We start from the raw sequence: 16896 nt of genomic DNA on the forward strand, positions 1-16896 counted from the left end.
CGACAATAGCGTCATCTTTTATGGAGGACGCACTATGGCCCTGGCCCACAACCTTGGATTTCCGCGCATCGGCGCAGACCGTGAATTGAAGAAAGCCCTGGAAGCATACTGGAAGGGGGACCTTGATCAGACGGGCTTGCGTGCTGTCGGCCAGCAGCTACGCGCAGCGCATTGGCAGGTTCAAAAAGAGGCCGGTATCGAGTTACTGCCGGTCGGTGATTTCGCCTGGTACGATCAGGTACTGACGCACTCTCTGACACTGGGTGTCATCCCCGAGCGCTTTAGCCCTGCACAGGACGCCGCTGGCCTGCCAACGCTGGACACCCTGTTCGCGATGGCGCGCGGTGCAAGCAATTGCTGCGGCGCGTCTCATGGCAAGACGCAACATGCCCAGGAACTGACCAAATGGTTCGACACAAACTATCACTATCTGGTCCCGGAGTTCACTCAGGACCAGCGTTTCCAACTGAGCTGGGAGCAACTGTTCGAGGAAGTCGATGAAGCCCACGCGCTGGGCCACAAGGTCAAACCGGTACTCATCGGGCCGTTGACTTACCTGTGGCTGGGCAAGGCCAAAGGCGACAGTTTCGACAGGCTTGAGCTGCTGGACCGGCTGTTGCCGGTGTACGGCGAGATCCTCGGGCGTCTGGCGGCGCAGGGCGTGGAATGGGTGCAGTTCGATGAACCTGTTTTGACCCTGGACCTGCCGCAGGACTGGAAGACCGCCTTCGAGCGCGCCTATCACAGCCTGCAGTATTCCCCGCTTAAAAAGCTGGTTGCCACCTACTTCGGCGGCCTTGAAGACAACCTCGGCCTGGCGGCCACGCTGCCGGTAGATGGCTTGCACATCGATCTGGTTCGTGCACCGGAGCAGTTGCCTGCGGTGCTCGATCGTTTACCTTCCTACAAGGTTTTGTCGCTGGGGGTCGTCAACGGGCGCAACGTCTGGCGCTGTGATCTTGATAACGCGCTGGCAGCCTTGCAGCAGGCTCACGCACGTTTTGGCGATAACCTTTGGGTTGCGGGATCTTGCTCGTTGTTACACAGCCCCGTCGACCTGAACCGTGAAGACCGGCTCGACCCTGAGTTGAAAGGCTGGCTGGCATTTGCGGTGCAGAAGAGCCGAGAGATCGCGATTCTCAGCCATGCACTGAACGACCCAGAGGCTACCGAGGTCGTCGAGGCGCTGGCACAGAGCCGCGAGATACAGGCAAGTCGCGCGCAGTCATCGCGTGTCCACAACCCTCAGGTGCAGACGCGTCTGGCATCGGTGACAGCGGCCGATCATCAGCGCCGGTCGGCATTTGCCGAGCGCATCACGGCGCAGCGTGAGCGCCTGAAACTGCCGGCGTTTCCGACCACCACCATTGGCTCGTTCCCACAGACCTCGGCGATTCGTCTGGCGCGTCAGGCTCACAAACAGGGCAAATTGTCGCTAAATGACTACACCGATGCGATGCGCCACGAGATCCGTCATGCGGTGCAGGTTCAGGAAAACCTCGGCCTGGATGTGCTGGTGCACGGTGAGGCCGAGCGTAATGACATGGTCGAATACTTTGCCGAGCAACTGGACGGCTATCTGTTTACCCGCTTTGGCTGGGTGCAGAGTTACGGCTCGCGTTGTGTGAAACCTGCGATCATTTTTGGCGACCTCAGCCGTCCGCAGCCCATGACTGTCGACTGGATCCGTTACGCACAGAGCCTCACCGACAAGACCATGAAAGGCATGCTGACGGGGCCGGTGACGATGTTGATGTGGTCTTTCTCCCGTGAAGATGTTTCTCGCCAGGTTCAGGCGCAACAACTGGCGCTGGCGATTCGTGATGAAGTGCTGGACCTGGAGCGAGCCGGTATCAAGATCGTGCAGATCGATGAAGCAGCCTTTCGCGAAGGCTTGCCGTTACGCAAGGCGCAGTGGCAGCAGTATCTGGATTGGGCAGTCGCTGCGTTTCGCCTTTGTGCCTCTGGCGTTCGGGACGAAACCCAGATTCACACGCACATGTGCTACAGCGAGTTCAACGACGTGATCAAATCCATTGCCGCTATGGATGCCGATGTCATCACCATTGAAACCTCGCGCTCGGATATGGAGTTGCTGGACGCCTTTGAAGCGTTCGATTACCCGAATGACATCGGTCCGGGTGTCTATGACATCCATTCGCCGCGTGTTCCCGAAACGGCCGAAATGGTCAGCCTGATCGCCAAGGCAGCACGACGCATCCCCGCTGAGCGGCTGTGGGTCAACCCGGACTGCGGCCTCAAGACCCGCGGCTGGCCAGAGACCGAAGCCGCACTGATCAACATGGTCGCGGCCGCCAGACAACTGAGGCTTTAGGGGCTGATACCGATCTTGGGCTGTAAGTGGATTCGCCCTCTCTTGCAGCTTGAGGTTTACCGTTTGCGGCGGCGGCACCTACCACTCAGCGCCATTCATCAAATTGTCACGCAACTGTGGCAGCGCGCTTGGCAAAACATCATCAGACTCGCGGCTTACTGGGGTTCTGTTTTTTGGTGTTTTTCATGCGGGTTTTAATTTTTCTGGCCGCGCTGTTGTGCGGCTTGCCGTCTTTTGCGGCCTATCGTTGTGATGTCGATGTTCCTGTACAGCTCGCTGACCTCAAGGAAGTACGCATTGCCTACCAGAGTATCGGCAGTGAGTCCGACCCTGCCTTGCTGTTGGTGATGGGCCTGGGCGGCCAGTTGATTCATTGGCCGGACGAGGTCGTAGTCGCGCTGTGTGAGCAGGGTTATCGGGTGATTCGCTATGACAATCGCGATGTCGGCCTGTCGACCTGGGTGCAGCAGCCAGCCGATGCCAATCTGACTGTTGAAGTGCTGCGTTACAAGCTTGGCCTGCCAGTCTCGTCACCCTATTCACTGACCGACATGGCCGATGATGCGTTGGGGCTGATGGATGCCTTGCAGATACGCCAGTTTCACGTTTTGGGCGCGAGCATGGGCGGCATGATTGCCCAGCACCTGGCCGACCTTGCGCCCTCACGGGTCGAGAGCCTGACGCTGATCATGACCAGTTCCGGCGCTCAGGGGTTGCCGATGCCCAATGCGGCGCTGCTGCAACTGTTGGCGCGTCGTGGCGCGCCTGACCGGGAAGTGGCTTTGGAGCAGCAGGCTGATCTGCTGGCAGCGTTGGGCAGCCCGCAGGTCAAGGATGATCGCGAGCAGTTGCTCCATCAGGCGGCAGTTTCCTACGACCGGGCGTTCAATCCCGAAGGCGTCAAACGCCAGATCATGGCGATCCTGGCCGAGCCCAGCCGTGTCGAGTTGCTCAATCGCTTGCGCCTGCCGGTGCTGGTGGTGCATGGCACGGCCGACCCGTTGTTGCCGGTCATGCATGGCGTGCATGTCGCCGCGCACATTCAGGGCAGTCAACTGCGCCTGATCCCAGGGTTGGCGCATCGTTTTCAGGAAGCCTTCAAGGCGCCCCTTCTGGGCGCGGTGTTGCCGTATCTGAAAGCCCGGCACGAAGACGGCCGCAACCTGGCGCAGTTGTAAGGCACCGGCAGAGGTGTATCGTATGGCCTTTGCTTATTTCAACGAGGGCCATCATGACCACTGCACTGAAGATCGATTTCATTTCCGATGTTTCCTGCCCCTGGTGCGTCATCGGCCTGCGCGCGCTGGATCAGGCGCTTGAAGCGCTGGGTGATGAAGTGCAGGCGCAGATTCATTTTCAGCCCTTCGAACTGAACCCGAACATGCCGGCCGAAGGCCAGGACATCAAAGAGCACATTGCCGAGAAATACGGCTCCACGCCTGAACAGATCGAAGCCATTCACGAAACCATCCGTGAGCGCGGTGCCGAGCTGGGTTTCACGTTTGGCAAGGGCGAGCGACGCATCTACAACACCTTCGATGCGCACCGTCTGCTGCATTGGGCCGAGCAGGAAGGCAAGCAACCGGCATTGAAGCAGGCGCTGTTTGTCGCCTATTTCAGTGAACTGAAAGACCCTTCCAGTCACCAGACCCTGGCAGACGTGGCGCAGAAAGTCGGCCTTGACCGCCTGCGCGCCCAGGCCATTCTGGACAGCGACGAGTTTGCCAGCGAAGTCCGCGAAGCCGAACAGCTCTGGACGTCACGTGGCATCACTTCGGTGCCGACCATGGTCTTCAACGACCAGTACGCCGTATCAGGCGGGCAGCCGGTTGAAGTATTCGTCAGCGCGATCCGCCAGATGCTCAGCGAGTCGAAGTAACTCGCTGCCTGCCCGCGGGACCCTGTAGGACCGGACGACGCTTCACTTGTCCGCGAACTGCCGGGAACCGGCAGCAAAACCGGTGCATACGGTGTGAGGAACGATAATCTCAACTATCGTGCGATGCTCTGCGTCGCATGCAGTTCTGGACGCTCTGCGTCCGATCTTGAGCCAGCAGCTCACTGGTGCGTGGCAACGATAGGGCTCACTCGTATTCAGGGGCGTGCACGGAGCTTCAAAGCCCATATTTCTTGACCTTGTCAAACAGTGTGGTCTTGGCCATGCCCAGTTCCTGACTGGCCTGGCTGAGGTTGCCGCCGCTGCGTTGCAGGGCTTCGCTGAGCAGTGATCGTTCAAAGGCTTCAACCGCCTCGGCAAACCCCAGGCTCTGGTTTTCACTGACCGTGCCTGCCTGCTTGAACGCCGGCAGACCCAGCGCAAAGCGCTCTGCAACGTTGCGCAGTTCGCGCACGTTACCCGGCCAGTCGTGGCTTAACAGGCTTGAGCTGGTCTGCCGATCCAGCGCCGGCGGCTCGCGGTCGAAGCGCAATGATGACAACTGCAGAAAATGTTCGAACAATTGCAGAATGTCCTCGCGACGCTCGCGCAGCGGCGGCAATTCCAGAGTGACCACGTTGAGGCGGTAATACAGGTCGCTACGGAACTGATTGGTCTTGCCCAGTGCATTGAGATCAGACTTGGTCGCTGCAATTACCCGGCAATCTACCGCAACGCTCTGGTTCGAGCCCAGCCGCTCAAGGGTTCGCTCCTGCAGCACGCGCAACAACTTGATCTGCAGATTGATCGGCATGCTTTCCACTTCGTCGAGAAACAGCGTGCCCTCGTGGGCGTGCTCGATCTTGCCGATGCGCCGCTTGCCTGCGCCGGTGAACGCGTTGGCTTCGTGACCGAAGATTTCCGATTCGAACAGGCTTTCCGCCAGACCGCCACAGTTGAGGGCCACGAACTGGCTGTCCTTGCGCCGACTGAAATCATGCAGGCAGCGCGCGACCAGTTCCTTGCCGGTGCCGGTTTCGCCTTCAATCAGCACGTTGGCTGAAGTGTCGGCGACGTTGGCAATCAATGCGCGCAGGTTTTGCATGACTGGCGAGCGACCGATGATCCGGCCTTCCAGCGAGTCACGCTCAGCCAGTTGCTTGCGCAGCGACCAGACCTCCCGCGCCAGCCCGCGTTGCTCCAGAGCGCGCCGCGTGACCTCGACCAGTCGCTCGGGAGAGAAGGGTTTTTCCATGAAATCGTAGGCGCCGTCGCGCATCGCGTTGACGGCCATGGTGATGTCGCCGTGCCCGGTAATCAGCACCACCGGCAGGCTGCTGTCGCGTGCCTTGAGACGGCTCAGCAGCTCCAGCCCGTCGATGCCCGGCAAGCGGATGTCGCTGATGACAATGCCGGCGAAATTGTCGCCGATGCGCTTGAGGGCATCCTCGGCGCTTGATACGCCTTCGCTGGCAATGTCTTCCAGCGCCAGCGCCTGCTGGCAGCCCAGCAATACGTGCGGGTCGTCTTCGACGATCAGGACAGTGAGTTCACTGTTGATGCTCATGGCTTTCTTCTCATGTCGGCCCGCCCGGGCGAGGGGGGCCCGAGCGAGGATCGGTCGGGGCATGCGCAATAAACGGCAGGCTCAGGACAAAGGTAGTGCCGCCGTCGCCCGGATGCTCCGCGCTCAGGTTGCCCCCGGCTGCGGCGGCAAGGCTCGCTGACAGGGTCAGGCCCAGTCCCAGGCCTTGCTCGCCCGGTTTGGTCGTGAAGAACGGCTCGAACAGGTGCTTGCGTGCTTGGGCATCGACGCCGTGACCGTTGTCGCGTACCTGCAAGCGGTAGCGACCGTCGACAACTGACCCTTCAAGCCACAGCTCCGGCTGCGGTTGGGTGAACATGGCGTCCAGTGCATTGCCGATCAGGTTGACCAGAATCTGCTCAAGGCGGGTCTGATCAATGGTCAGGGTGGCCTCGACAAAATCGCGGTGCAGCGTCAGGCCGGACTGCTCGAGGCGCACACCGAGCAATTGCAACGCGGCGTCCACTGCCTTGCTCAATTGCGCCTGGCCCTGATCATCGCCGCGCCGGGCAAACGCGCGCAGGCTGGCGGTGATGCGGCCCATGCGGTCAACCAGATCATTGATGGTGCGCAGGTTGGCACTAGCGGTGTCCAGCGCGCCACGCTCCAGAAACCTTACGGTGTTGCCGGACAGGGTGCGCAGTGCCGCCAGTGGCTGATTCAGTTCATGAGCAATGCTGGTCGACATCTGCCCGATGGCGGCCAGTTTACCGGCCTGTACCAGCTCGTCCTGAGCGGTGCGCAGGGTTTCTTCCGCCAGCCTTCGCTCGCGAATCTGCGCCTTGAGGCGTTCGTTGCTGGCGCGCAGGTGTTCGGTGCGCTCGGTAATCTTGCGTTCCAGCTCATCATTGGCAGCCTGCAGCGCTTCTCTGGCGGCCAGCCGGGTCGAGATGACTTTGCGCCGTTCATTCCAGGCGATCAGCAGAAAGGTCACCAGTGCGCAGGCCACCGCCACCAGCATGCCCTGGTTTGCAGCCTCGCGGCGCAGGTCCTCAAGCGGGGTCAGCAGTGTCAGGTGCCAGGAGGTGTCGCTCAACGCGCGGGTCTGGGCCAGATAACTGACCTGCTTGTGCTCCCGATCGACACTGACATTGGCCGGGAAAACAAGTTTCTCGACACCTTCTGACAGGACTTCCCGTTCAAGCGGCACCAGCTCATTGAGTGGCCACCAGTAGTATTGCAGGCTGCGCGCCAGTCGCTCCTTGACGTCCGGCGTGAGCGGGCGCACCGACTTCAGGCGTCGTGCCGGGTCACTGGAGAGAATGATGATACCGTTCTCGTCGCTGACAAAGGCTTCCAGGCGCGCCCGCTGCCAGCGCTCTTCCAGTGCTTCAAGGCGTACCTTGATGACCGCAACACCAATGATTCGGCCTTTTTCCTCCAGCCCGTGAGCCAAGTAGTAGCCCGACTCGCCGGTGGTGGTGCCGATCCCGTAAAAGCGCCCCGGCAGACCGCGCACCGCATCCTTGAAATAGGCGCGGAACGACAGGTCTTCACCCTGATAACTGTCGGCGTCGCGCCAGTTGCTGGTCGCCAGCACGCGACCGGTAGTGTCCAGCACGTAGATGGCACGGCTGCGGCTGCGCCGGTTCATCCCTTCGAGGTAAAGGTTGACTTGCTGCTGAGCCTCCGGGCTTGGGGCATTCAGCAATTGCGACACGCTGGATTCAAGCTCCAGCACGCTAGGCAGGTAAGTGTACTTGCTGATTTCGCTCTCGACCGTTCGGGCGTGCAGCTCAAGCTGGCGTTCGCCGCTTTCGCGCAGTGTCTTGATGCCATTGTGCTCGCTGACCAGATAGGCGACATAGCCCAGCCCGATCATCAGCATGAGGATCAACGGTGGCAGAAACAGCTGGCGAATCAGACGGGGTTTCACGGCGAGTGATGGCGGCGCGGCGCGATAAAGAGTGGGGTCGCATTTCATCACAGTCGTCCTGGACCGAACAGCTGCCTGAGAGGGGCAGGCAGCTGTGAGGGCTTGCTTAGTGCTGGAGAATCTTGGCGAGGAACTGCTGAGCGCGTTCGGAGCGTGCACTGACGTCACCGAAAAACTCTTCTTTCGCGCAATCTTCGACGATCTGCCCCTTGTCCATGAAGATTACCCGGTTGGCGACCTTGCGAGCGAAACCCATCTCGTGGGTCACGCACATCATGGTCATGCCTTCGTGAGCCAGTTGCACCATCACGTCGAGCACTTCATTGACCATTTCCGGGTCCAGCGCGGAGGTCGGTTCGTCGAACAGCATGACCACCGGGTCCATTGCCAGCGCGCGGGCAATGGCAACGCGCTGTTGCTGACCACCGGAAAGCTGACCCGGATGCTTGTGAGCATGCTCGGACAGACCGACGCGGTCGAGCAGCTTGAGGCCTTTTTCGGTGGCTTCGGCCTTGCTGCGGCCCAGGACCTTGATCTGCGCGATGGTCAGGTTTTCGACGATGCTCAAGTGCGGAAACAGTTCGAAATGCTGAAACACCATGCCGACCCGCGAGCGCAGTTTCGGCAGATTGGTTTTTGGCTCGGAGATCGATGTGCCATCGACGACGATGTCGCCTTTCTGGAACGGTTCCAGCGCATTGACGCATTTGATCAGGGTCGATTTGCCGGAGCCGGACGGCCCGCATACAACCACCACTTCACCCTTGCTGACCTCGGTGCTGCAATCGGTCAGTACCTGGAAGTCCCCGTACCACTTGTTGACGTTCTTGATGGAAATCATACGGCAAACCTTTTTTGCAGACGCTTCACCAGCAGCGAGGCGGCAAAGCTGATCGTGAAATACACCAGACCGGCAATGATCAGGAACTCGTTGGCGCGACCGATGATGTCGCCGCTCGAACGCGATGCGTTGAGGAAGTCCACAAGGCCCACGGTGTACACCAGAGAGGTGTCCTGAAACAGAATGATGCTTTGTTGCAGCAACAGCGGCGTCATCTTGCGAAACGCCTGGGGCAGGATGATCAGGCGCATCATCTGCGAGTAATTCATGCCCAGTGCCTGCGCCGCGCCCATTTGACCCTTGGATATCGATTGCACGCCGGCACGGACGATTTCGCAGAAGTACGCCGCCTCGAACATCATGAACGCCACGACGCAGGACGCGAACGCACCGATGGGCGTGTCTTCACCGGTAATCCAGCGCAGCACGAACGGCACTGCCAGATAGAACCAGGTGATCACCAGCAGCAGCGGGATCGAGCGAAAGTAGTTCACGTACGCGCCAGCCACATTGGCCAACAGCTTGTTCGATGACAGGCGCATCAGCGCCAGCACGGTGCCGAGCACCAGGCCGCCGACTATGCCCAGGCTCATCAGCTTGAGGGTCATGACCATGCCGTTCCACAGGCCGGGAATGGCTGGCACGATTCCAGTAAAGTCCATTATTTGCCTCCCAGAGAGATCAGGCCGGGCACGGCAACTTTCTTCTCGATCATGCGCATCAGCAGCATCAGGCTCATGTTCAGCGTGAAGTAGATGAGGGTCGCCAGGGTGAAAGCTTCAAACAGGTTGGCGGAAAACTCGGCGGTCTGTTTGGTCTGTGCGAGCAGCTCCATCAGGCCGATCAGCGACGCTACCGAGGAGTTCTTGAACACGTTCAGGAATTCGGAGGTGAGCGGCGGAATGATGATCCGGTAGGCTTGCGGCAACAGCACGTTCCAGTAGATCTGTGGCAGCTTGAAGCCCATGGCGCGTGCGGCTGATTCCTGGCCCTTGGGCAACGCCTCGATGCCGGTGCGGACTTGTTCGCAGACCCGTGCAGCAGTGAACAGACCCAGACACACGACAACGCTCAGAAACGCCGAGGTGGTCGGGTTGAGGTCCTGCTTGTACCACTCCTGTAGGTCTGCAGGCAGCAGATCAGGCACCAGAAAGTACCAGATGAACAGCTGCACCAGCAGTGGCACGTTACGGAAGATTTCTACGTAGGCCGTGGCAATACCTGATACCAGACGGCTTGGCACGGTGCGCATGACGCCCAGTACCGAGCCCAGTATCAGCGCTATGATCCAGGCAACGACAGCAATGGCAATGGTCCAGCCCAGACCGGATATGAACCAGTCCAGATAGGTCTCGCTGCCGACGCCGGTGGACTTGAAGAACACGCCCCAGTCCCAGTTGTAATTCATCAGGGTCTCCCCCTATTGTTCTATTTCTATCGAAATGCACGCACTGTCGAAAATCGAAAGCGATGGGCCGATCCCGAACGAGGCGGGCTCGTTCGGGATGCAATCAGTTCAGGGTGGTTGAACCGCTTACTCAGGCTTTCTTGTCTTCAGCTTTGTCGTCAGCAGCTTTGTCGGAGGGGTTAGCGATCAGCTTCTTGAGTTCGGCGCTCATCGGGAAATTCAGATTCAGCCCTTTAGGCGGGACTGGCGACATGAACCACTTGCTGTAGATGGCATTGATGTCGCCGGACTTGTAGGTGGCGACAATGGCGTCATCCACGGCCTTCTTGAACGGGGCGTCGCCCTTGCGAACCATGCAGCCATAGATTTCGTAGGATTGCGCAGTGCCGGTCACAGCCCAGTCATCCGGCTTCTTGGCTTTGGCCATTTCGCCTGCCAGGAGTGCGTCGTCCATCATGAACGCGACTGCACGGCCGGATTCAAGCATCTGGAACGACTCACCGTGGTCCTTGGCGGAGATCACGTTCATGCCCATCTGCTTGTCGGCGTTCATCGTCTTGAGGATGCGCTCGGACGTGGTGCCGGCCGTGGTCACGACGTTCTTGCCTTTCAGGTCATCGAAGTCCTTGTAGCTGGAGTCTTTCTTGGACAGCAGGCGTGTGCCGACTTCGAAGATGCCGATGGAGAAATCGACCTGCTGCTGACGCTCGACGTTGTTGGTGGTCGAACCACATTCCACGTCAACAGTGCCGTTCTGCACCAGCGGGATTCGGGTCTGGGACGTCACCAGGTTGTACTTGACCTTGAGGTCAGGCATGTCGAGTTCTTTCTTGATGGCTTCGACGATTTTCAGCTGGATGTCATGGGAGTAGCCCATCGGTATGCCAGAGGCATCCGCGATGTAGGAAAACGGGATGGAGGCGTCACGGTGGCCGAGGGTGATAGTGCCGGATTCTTTGATCTTCTTCAGGGTGCCGGTGAGTTCGGCGGCGAAAACCGGAGTGCTGATCAGAGCGGCAGCAATGGCTGCGCCAAGCAGATGGGGAACGATACGCATCGATGAGTCCTCGATTTCATTTTTATTGATAGAGCCGCAATGAGAGGCGGCCGCTTTCTTACGAATGCTTCAACGGCGTCCTGATAGACACACGCCTTTGCCGAAGCGGTCGGTTCCTGAATGTAGAGCATGAGTCGTGCCAAACGTTATTTAGGCTTTAACGTGTTGAATTTTATGGTTTTTATCGGGATTAAATGTGTGTGTGGTGTGCGGGTGCGTCCGGGAAACCGAATCGCGCAGGGAGACGCGTTCGGAAAGCCGAATGCAGTCGAATATTCAGGAGAGGGAAGTGCGGGGGATTGAAGCGCAGACCTGTTCACCCGGTGAGGGGCGAACAGGTGAATAGCGTGAGCATCAGGCCGCTTCGATAGTGGCCTTGTTGCGTGCGACGATGTCCATATAGCTGCTGACCGCAGCCTGTTCTTCAGGCGTGGTAAACAGGCCAAGCTTGGTGCGGCGCCAGAGGATGTCTTTGATGTCCGTGGCCCATTCCTGATCGCACAGGTAATCAACCTCGCGGGTGTACAGCCCGGCACCCAAATGCTGACCGAGGTCTTCCAGGCCGTGCGCGCCTTCCAGCAAGCGCCAGCTACGGCTGCCATAGGTGATCGACCAGCGTTTGGCGATAGGTGCAGGCAGCCAGCTGTAGCGACGGGTCATTTCTGCTGCCAGGGCTTGCGGCGAGGTCATGTCTTCGCCGCCAGGCAAGGCAGCCTTGGCCGTCCAGCTCGGTTTCATCTGCTTGAAGAACGGCGCGAGTTGCGCCATCGCCGACTCGGCCAGCTTACGGTAAGTGGTGAGCTTGCCACCGAAAACCGACAGGATCGGCGCCTCATCGCCACTGCCCGACAACGACAGCGTGTAGTCGCGAGTGATGGCCGATGGATTATCAGACTCGTCGTTACACAGCGGACGTACGCCGGAGAAGGTATGGAGCACGTCTGTACGGTTCAGCTGCTTCTTGAAGTGGTCGTTGGCCACCTTCAGCACGTAATCCATTTCGCCTTCGGTGATGTCGACCTTGTTCGGGTCGCCCTGATATTCGCGGTCGGTGGTGCCGACGATCGTGAAGTGCTCCAGGTACGGGATGGTGAACACGATACGCTTGTCCTCATTCTGCAGAATGAACGCGTGTTCACCTTCGTACAGCTTCGGCACGATCAGGTGGCTGCCCTGGATCAAGCGAATGCCGTAAGCCGAATCGAGCTTGAGGTCTTCACGAATGAACTTGGCCACCCACGGTCCTGCCGCATTGACCAGTGCCTTGGCATGGATCGAAAACAGGCTGCCGTCGCTGCGTTCCAGGTGCAGGTGCCACATGCCTTTGATACGGCGGGCGCTGACACAGCGGGTTTGCGTATGGATGTGCGCACCGTTTTCACGGGCGGCCATCGCGTTGAGTACCACCAGACGGGCATCGTCAACCCAGCAATCGGAGTATTCGAAGCCGCGGGTGATGCTCGAATTGAGCGGGCTGTCGTCACCAAAACGAATGGTTCGCGAGGCGGGCAGCTTTTCGCGCTTGCCGAGGTTGTCGTACAAAAACATCCCGGCACGAATCATCCAGGCTGGACGCAGGTGCGGACGGTGCGGCAGGACAAAGCGCATCGGCTTGACAATATGCGGAGCCTTGGCAAGCAGCACTTCACGCTCTGCAAGTGCTTCACGCACCAGGCGGAATTCGTAATGCTCCAGATAGCGCAGGCCACCGTGGATCAGCTTGCTGCTGGCTGAGGACGTGTGGCTGGCCAGGTCGTCTTTTTCGCACAGGAAAACCGAAAGGCCGCGACCGGAGGCGTCTGCCGCAATGCCGACACCATTGATGCCACCGCCAATAACGGCAATGTCGTAAACCTCGGAGAGGGGCGGGGTTGGCACAGTAGTGTGGGGCATTGGTGGCCTCCTGGACAATTCTTGAGCTTAGCTCGAAAGGCGAATCTGAACATTAATGTTCATTTCCGAAAATCATAGCTCAATAAAATGACCCTTGCCAGCGCGTATCGATTGAAAATACTGATGACTGTGTGATTAAAACAACAAAAATGAACATTGTAGGGCGGGAAGTAGCGCGGGGATGATCTTGCTGTCTGACGCTTCTCGTTCTGTAAGCGCCAGTCCAGACACCTCTCGTTCCTCACGTTTGCGTAGGAATGCAGTTCGCGACGCTCTGCGTCGCAAAGAGGACGCAGAGCGTCCGGAACGGCATTCGACGCGGAGCGTCGCACGATAGGGGTCGTAGCTGATCGTTCCCTGCGCTCCAGGTTGGGAATGCAGTTCGTGACGCTCCGCGTTGCAAAAGACGACGCGGAGCGTCTGGAACGGCATTCGACTCGGAGCGTCGCACGATAGGGGTCGTAGCTGAGATGATCGTTCCCTACGCTCCAGCATGGGAATGCAGTTCGCGACGCTCTGCGTCGAACGATCGTCGTGGTGTTCTTCCAGACGCCTCTTGTGAGCCCATCGCAATCCGATGTCTACGATCAGACCACTTCCAGACGAATCTTGTGCTGAATCAACAATTGCTGCAGTGCCGGCACCGGCGGCTGGTCGGTGACAAGGCAATCGATCAGGGTGATCGGCCCCAGACGTACCATCGCGTTGCGCCCGAACTTGCTGGAGTCAGCCGCCAGTAGCACCTTGCGTGCATTGGCAATGATCGACTGGGAAACCCGCACTTCCTGGTAATCAAAATCCAGCAGGCTACCGTCCTCATCGATGCCGCTGATGCCGACCAGCGCGAAGTCCACCTTGAACTGGCTGATGAAGTCGATACTGCCCTGACCCACGACACCGCCATCACGGCGCACATTGCCGCCTGCGATCAGGACCTCGAAATCATCCTTGGCACTGAGGATCGCCGCCACATGCAGGTTGTTGGTGATGACTTTCAGATTGTTGTGGTTGAGCAAGGCACGCGCGATGGATTCGGTGGTGGTACCGATATTGATGAACAGCGAGGCGTTGTCGGGGATCTGCGCGGCGATGGCCTCGGCGATCCGTTGTTTTTCGTCACGCATCTGATCCGCACGCATTGCGTAGGCGGTGTTTTCGATGCTGGAGTCATAGGCCGCGCCACCGTGGTAGCGACGCAGCAGGTTCATTTCCGCCAGCTGATTGATATCGCGGCGGATGGTCTGTGGGGTCACGACGAACAGGGTCGCCATTTCCTCGATACTGACGTAGCCACGGTCACGGACCAGTTCGAGGATCTGTTGTTGGCGGGGAGGCAGGTTCATTGTTTTTCCTTGAGCGCCCTCTGCAAATGGCGCCCATCATGCCGCAGGAAAGTGTGACCTGTCAGCCGGAATCCTGCTCCCCCTTACACAACAGCACACAACAGCGTTTATCACTCTTCGTTTTCGTGCGGTTCCCAGTCACGGGTGCGCGCGACGGCTTTTTGCCAGCCTGCGTACAGCTTCTCGCGATGCGCCTCTTCGCAAGCAGGCTCGAACACGCGCTCGATCACAGCCTTGTTGCGCAACTCGTCCAGGCTGCTCCAGAAACCAATCGCCAGACCTGCCAGGAACGCTGCGCCCAGTGCCGTTGTTTCACGCATTTGCGGGCGCTCGACATGAGTGCCGAGAATGTCTGCCTGGAACTGCATCAGGAAGTTGTTGGCGACCGCGCCGCCATCCACGCGCAGCGACTTGAGGCGCTCGCCCGAGTCCTGCTGCATCGCGTCGAGCACGTCACGGGTCTGATAGGCGATGGATTCCAGCGCCGCGCGGATGATGTGATCAACCTTCACGCCACGGGTCAGGCCGAACAGTGCGCCGCGGGCATACGGGTCCCAGTAGGGCGCGCCGAGACCGGTGAAGGCAGGCACCAGGTACACGCCGTTGCTGTCCTTGACCTTGCCGGCGAAGTACTCGGTGTCCAGCGCGTCGTTGATCAGCTTCAGTTCGTCACGCAGCCACTGCACGGTCGAGCCGCCGTTGAACACGGCGCCTTCGAGTGCGTAAGCCACTTCGCCGCGTGGGCCGCAGCCAATCGTGGTCAGCATGCCATGCGCAGACTTCACGGCTTTTTTGCCGGTGTTCATCAGCAGGAAGCAGCCGGTGCCGTAGGTGTTTTTGGCCTGGCCGGGTTCGACGCACATCTGGCCGAACAGCGCTGCCTGCTGGTCGCCTGCAATACCGGCAATCGGGATGCCGCTCTTGCTGTGACCGTAGACCTCGGAAGAGCTTTTGACCTCAGGCAGGATCTCGCGCGGGATGTCCAGCACATCAAGCATGCGCTGATCCCATTCCAGCGTGTGGATGTTGAACAGCATGGTCCGCGAGGCGTTGGTGTAGTCGGTGACGTGAACCTTGCCGCCAGTGAATTTCCAGATCAGCCAGGTATCGATGGTGCCGAACATCAGCTCGCCTTTACGCGCGCGCTCGCGGCTGCCTTCGACGTGGTCCAGAATCCACTTGACCTTGGAGCCGGAGAAGTACGGATCAAGCACCAGGCCTGTGGTGTCCTTGATGTACTCCTCAAGGCCGTCACGCTTGAGCTGCTGACAGATTTCGGTGCTGCGGCGGCACTGCCAGACGATCGCATTGTAGATAGGGCGGCCGGTGTCGCGTTCCCAGATGACGGTGGTTTCACGCTGGTTGGTGATACCGATGGCGGCGATCTGATCGTGGTGCAGATCAGCCTGCGCCAGCGCTTTGGTCATGCACGCTGTCTGCGTGGCGAAGATTTCCATCGGGTCATGCTCGACCCAGCCTGCCTGCGGATAATGCTGCACGAATTCGCTTTGGGCCGTGCTCACCACATTGGCGTCGCGGTCGAAGATGATGGCGCGCGAGCTGGTGGTGCCCTGGTCAAGAGCAATGATGTAGTTCTTGTTCTGTGTGTCAGTCATGTCGATTGCCTTGCGTTGTTAAGTGGGATTCAAGATGAAGCCTGAACTTTGCCGCGAACCACTGGAGCTTCTTTTTCGTTTTCAACAGTAACGGTGCTCGGCAGATGACGCGCAATCAGCGCGCGATAGCCGGCAGCACCCAGGCAGGCACCCAGAATGGGCGCAAAAATCGGAACCAGAAAATAAGGAATGTCGCGACCACCGGTGAAGGCTATTTCACCCCAGCCAGCGAAGAACGTCATCAGCTTTGGACCAAAGTCACGTGCCGGGTTCATGGCAAAACCGGTCAGCGGGCCCATTGCGCTGCCGATAACGGCAACCAGCAGGCCGATCAGCAAAGGTGCCAATGCACCGCGCGGCAAGCCATTGTTGTCATCGCCCAAGGCCATGATCACGCCCATCAGAATGGTGGTGATGACCACTTCGACCAGAAACGCCTGACCCACAGAAATGGCCGGGTTAGGGTAAGTCGAGAACACCGAGGCGAGTTCAAGGCTCTGCTCGCTGCCGCGGATGATGTGATGCGCATGTTCGAAGTCGAAAAAGAGGCTGATGTACAACAGGTACACAAGGCCCGCTCCGCAGAACGCGCCGGCGATCTGTGCAGAGATGTAAAACGGCAGTTTACGTTTTTCGAAACCGGCAAACAGGCTCAGCGCAATGCTGACGGCCGGGTTGAGGTGGGCGCCGGAAATGCCCGCGCTGAGGTAGATCCCCATGCTGACGGCCATGCCCCAGATGATGCAGATTTCCCACAAGCCGAAAGTGGCCCCCGCGACCTTGAGCGCTGCAACGCACCCTGTGCCAAAAAAAATCATCAGGGCGGTGCCAAGAAACTCGGCCACACATTGCCCGGTGAGTGTCGGTTGTTTTAGTGCGATAGTCATTGGTACCTCATTTTTTGTTTTTGTCTCGGCACCCTGAGACAGGCATGGGTGCTCGTTATTCATGCGTATCAGAAAAACCCCATTTCTGATCGCTGGTGCGAGTTATACCGAAAAAGCGCTTTCGATAATATTCGTAAACGAAAAAATATAGACAAGAAACCCCTCTGTCAAAGGTCGGA

The 16896-nt window shown here is 59.0% G+C and carries 13 protein-coding genes; 3 read left to right on the top strand and 10 right to left on the bottom strand.

Features of this window, described 5'->3' with window-relative positions; genetic code table 11:
* Positions 1-34: 34 nt before the first annotated feature.
* The 3 genes from metE to QRN38_RS10455 all read left to right on the top strand — a co-directional run bounded on the left by metE (position 35) and on the right by QRN38_RS10455 (position 4214).
* Positions 35-2335, top strand: coding sequence for a 5-methyltetrahydropteroyltriglutamate--homocysteine S-methyltransferase (metE, locus tag QRN38_RS10445; protein WP_044390632.1), 2301 nt, complete (start codon positions 35-37; stop codon positions 2333-2335).
* Positions 2336-2520: 185 nt separating this feature from the next.
* Positions 2521-3513 carry an alpha/beta fold hydrolase gene (locus tag QRN38_RS10450; protein WP_057418187.1) on the top strand — a complete coding sequence of 331 codons (993 nt, stop codon included), beginning with the start codon at positions 2521-2523 and terminating at the stop codon, positions 3511-3513.
* Between the two features lie 53 nt (positions 3514-3566).
* Positions 3567-4214, top strand: a complete 648-nt coding sequence (locus QRN38_RS10455) for a DsbA family oxidoreductase (protein ID WP_011104896.1) — start codon at positions 3567-3569, stop codon at positions 4212-4214.
* Positions 4215-4449: 235 nt separating this feature from the next.
* Here the strand turns inward: QRN38_RS10455 and aauR are convergent, their stop codons facing one another.
* From aauR to QRN38_RS10505, 10 genes are all read right to left on the bottom strand, one after another.
* Positions 4450-5778 carry a two-component response regulator AauR gene (gene aauR, locus QRN38_RS10460; protein ID WP_007246617.1) on the bottom strand — a complete coding sequence of 443 codons (1329 nt, stop codon included), beginning with the start codon at positions 5776-5778 and terminating at the stop codon, positions 4450-4452.
* A gap of 10 nt (positions 5779-5788) precedes the next feature.
* The gene (gene aauS, locus QRN38_RS10465; RefSeq protein ID WP_057418181.1) at positions 5789-7720 is read right to left on the bottom strand and encodes a two-component sensor histidine kinase AauS; all 1932 of its coding nucleotides are present in this window, start codon (positions 7718-7720) and stop codon (positions 5789-5791) included.
* A 58-nt stretch (positions 7721-7778) separates the two neighbouring features.
* Positions 7779-8513, bottom strand: a complete 735-nt coding sequence (locus QRN38_RS10470; RefSeq protein WP_005620053.1) for an amino acid ABC transporter ATP-binding protein — start codon at positions 8511-8513, stop codon at positions 7779-7781.
* Positions 8510-9178: an amino acid ABC transporter permease gene (locus QRN38_RS10475; RefSeq protein ID WP_174171202.1), complete on the bottom strand. Its 669-nt coding sequence runs from the start codon at positions 9176-9178 to the stop codon at positions 8510-8512. Before QRN38_RS10475 ends, QRN38_RS10470 begins: the two co-directional genes overlap by 4 nt.
* Positions 9175-9921: an amino acid ABC transporter permease gene (locus tag QRN38_RS10480; RefSeq protein ID WP_004396522.1), complete on the bottom strand. Its 747-nt coding sequence runs from the start codon at positions 9919-9921 to the stop codon at positions 9175-9177. The genes QRN38_RS10475 and QRN38_RS10480 overlap by 4 nt, the downstream gene beginning before the upstream one ends.
* Before the next feature lie 130 nt (positions 9922-10051).
* Complete coding sequence (locus QRN38_RS10485) at positions 10052-10978, bottom strand: glutamate/aspartate ABC transporter substrate-binding protein (RefSeq protein WP_057418180.1); 927 nt, start codon at positions 10976-10978, stop codon at positions 10052-10054.
* A gap of 354 nt (positions 10979-11332) precedes the next feature.
* The gene (glpD, locus tag QRN38_RS10490; RefSeq protein WP_057418179.1) at positions 11333-12871 is read right to left on the bottom strand and encodes a glycerol-3-phosphate dehydrogenase; all 1539 of its coding nucleotides are present in this window, start codon (positions 12869-12871) and stop codon (positions 11333-11335) included.
* Between the two features lie 587 nt (positions 12872-13458).
* On the bottom strand, positions 13459-14214 hold the full coding sequence (locus tag QRN38_RS10495) for a DeoR/GlpR family transcriptional regulator (RefSeq protein ID WP_004396514.1): 756 nt from the start codon (positions 14212-14214) through the stop codon (positions 13459-13461).
* A gap of 110 nt (positions 14215-14324) precedes the next feature.
* Positions 14325-15830, bottom strand: coding sequence for a glycerol kinase GlpK (gene glpK / locus QRN38_RS10500; protein WP_005764834.1), 1506 nt, complete (start codon positions 15828-15830; stop codon positions 14325-14327).
* Between the two features lie 29 nt (positions 15831-15859).
* The gene (locus tag QRN38_RS10505; protein ID WP_004396504.1) at positions 15860-16717 is read right to left on the bottom strand and encodes an MIP/aquaporin family protein; all 858 of its coding nucleotides are present in this window, start codon (positions 16715-16717) and stop codon (positions 15860-15862) included.
* Positions 16718-16896 lie beyond the last annotated feature (179 nt).

Origin of the sequence: Pseudomonas sp. CFBP2511 (assembly GCF_030209255.1) — a bacterium.
Classification (GTDB): Bacteria; Pseudomonadota; Gammaproteobacteria; order Pseudomonadales; family Pseudomonadaceae; genus Aquipseudomonas; species Aquipseudomonas avellanae.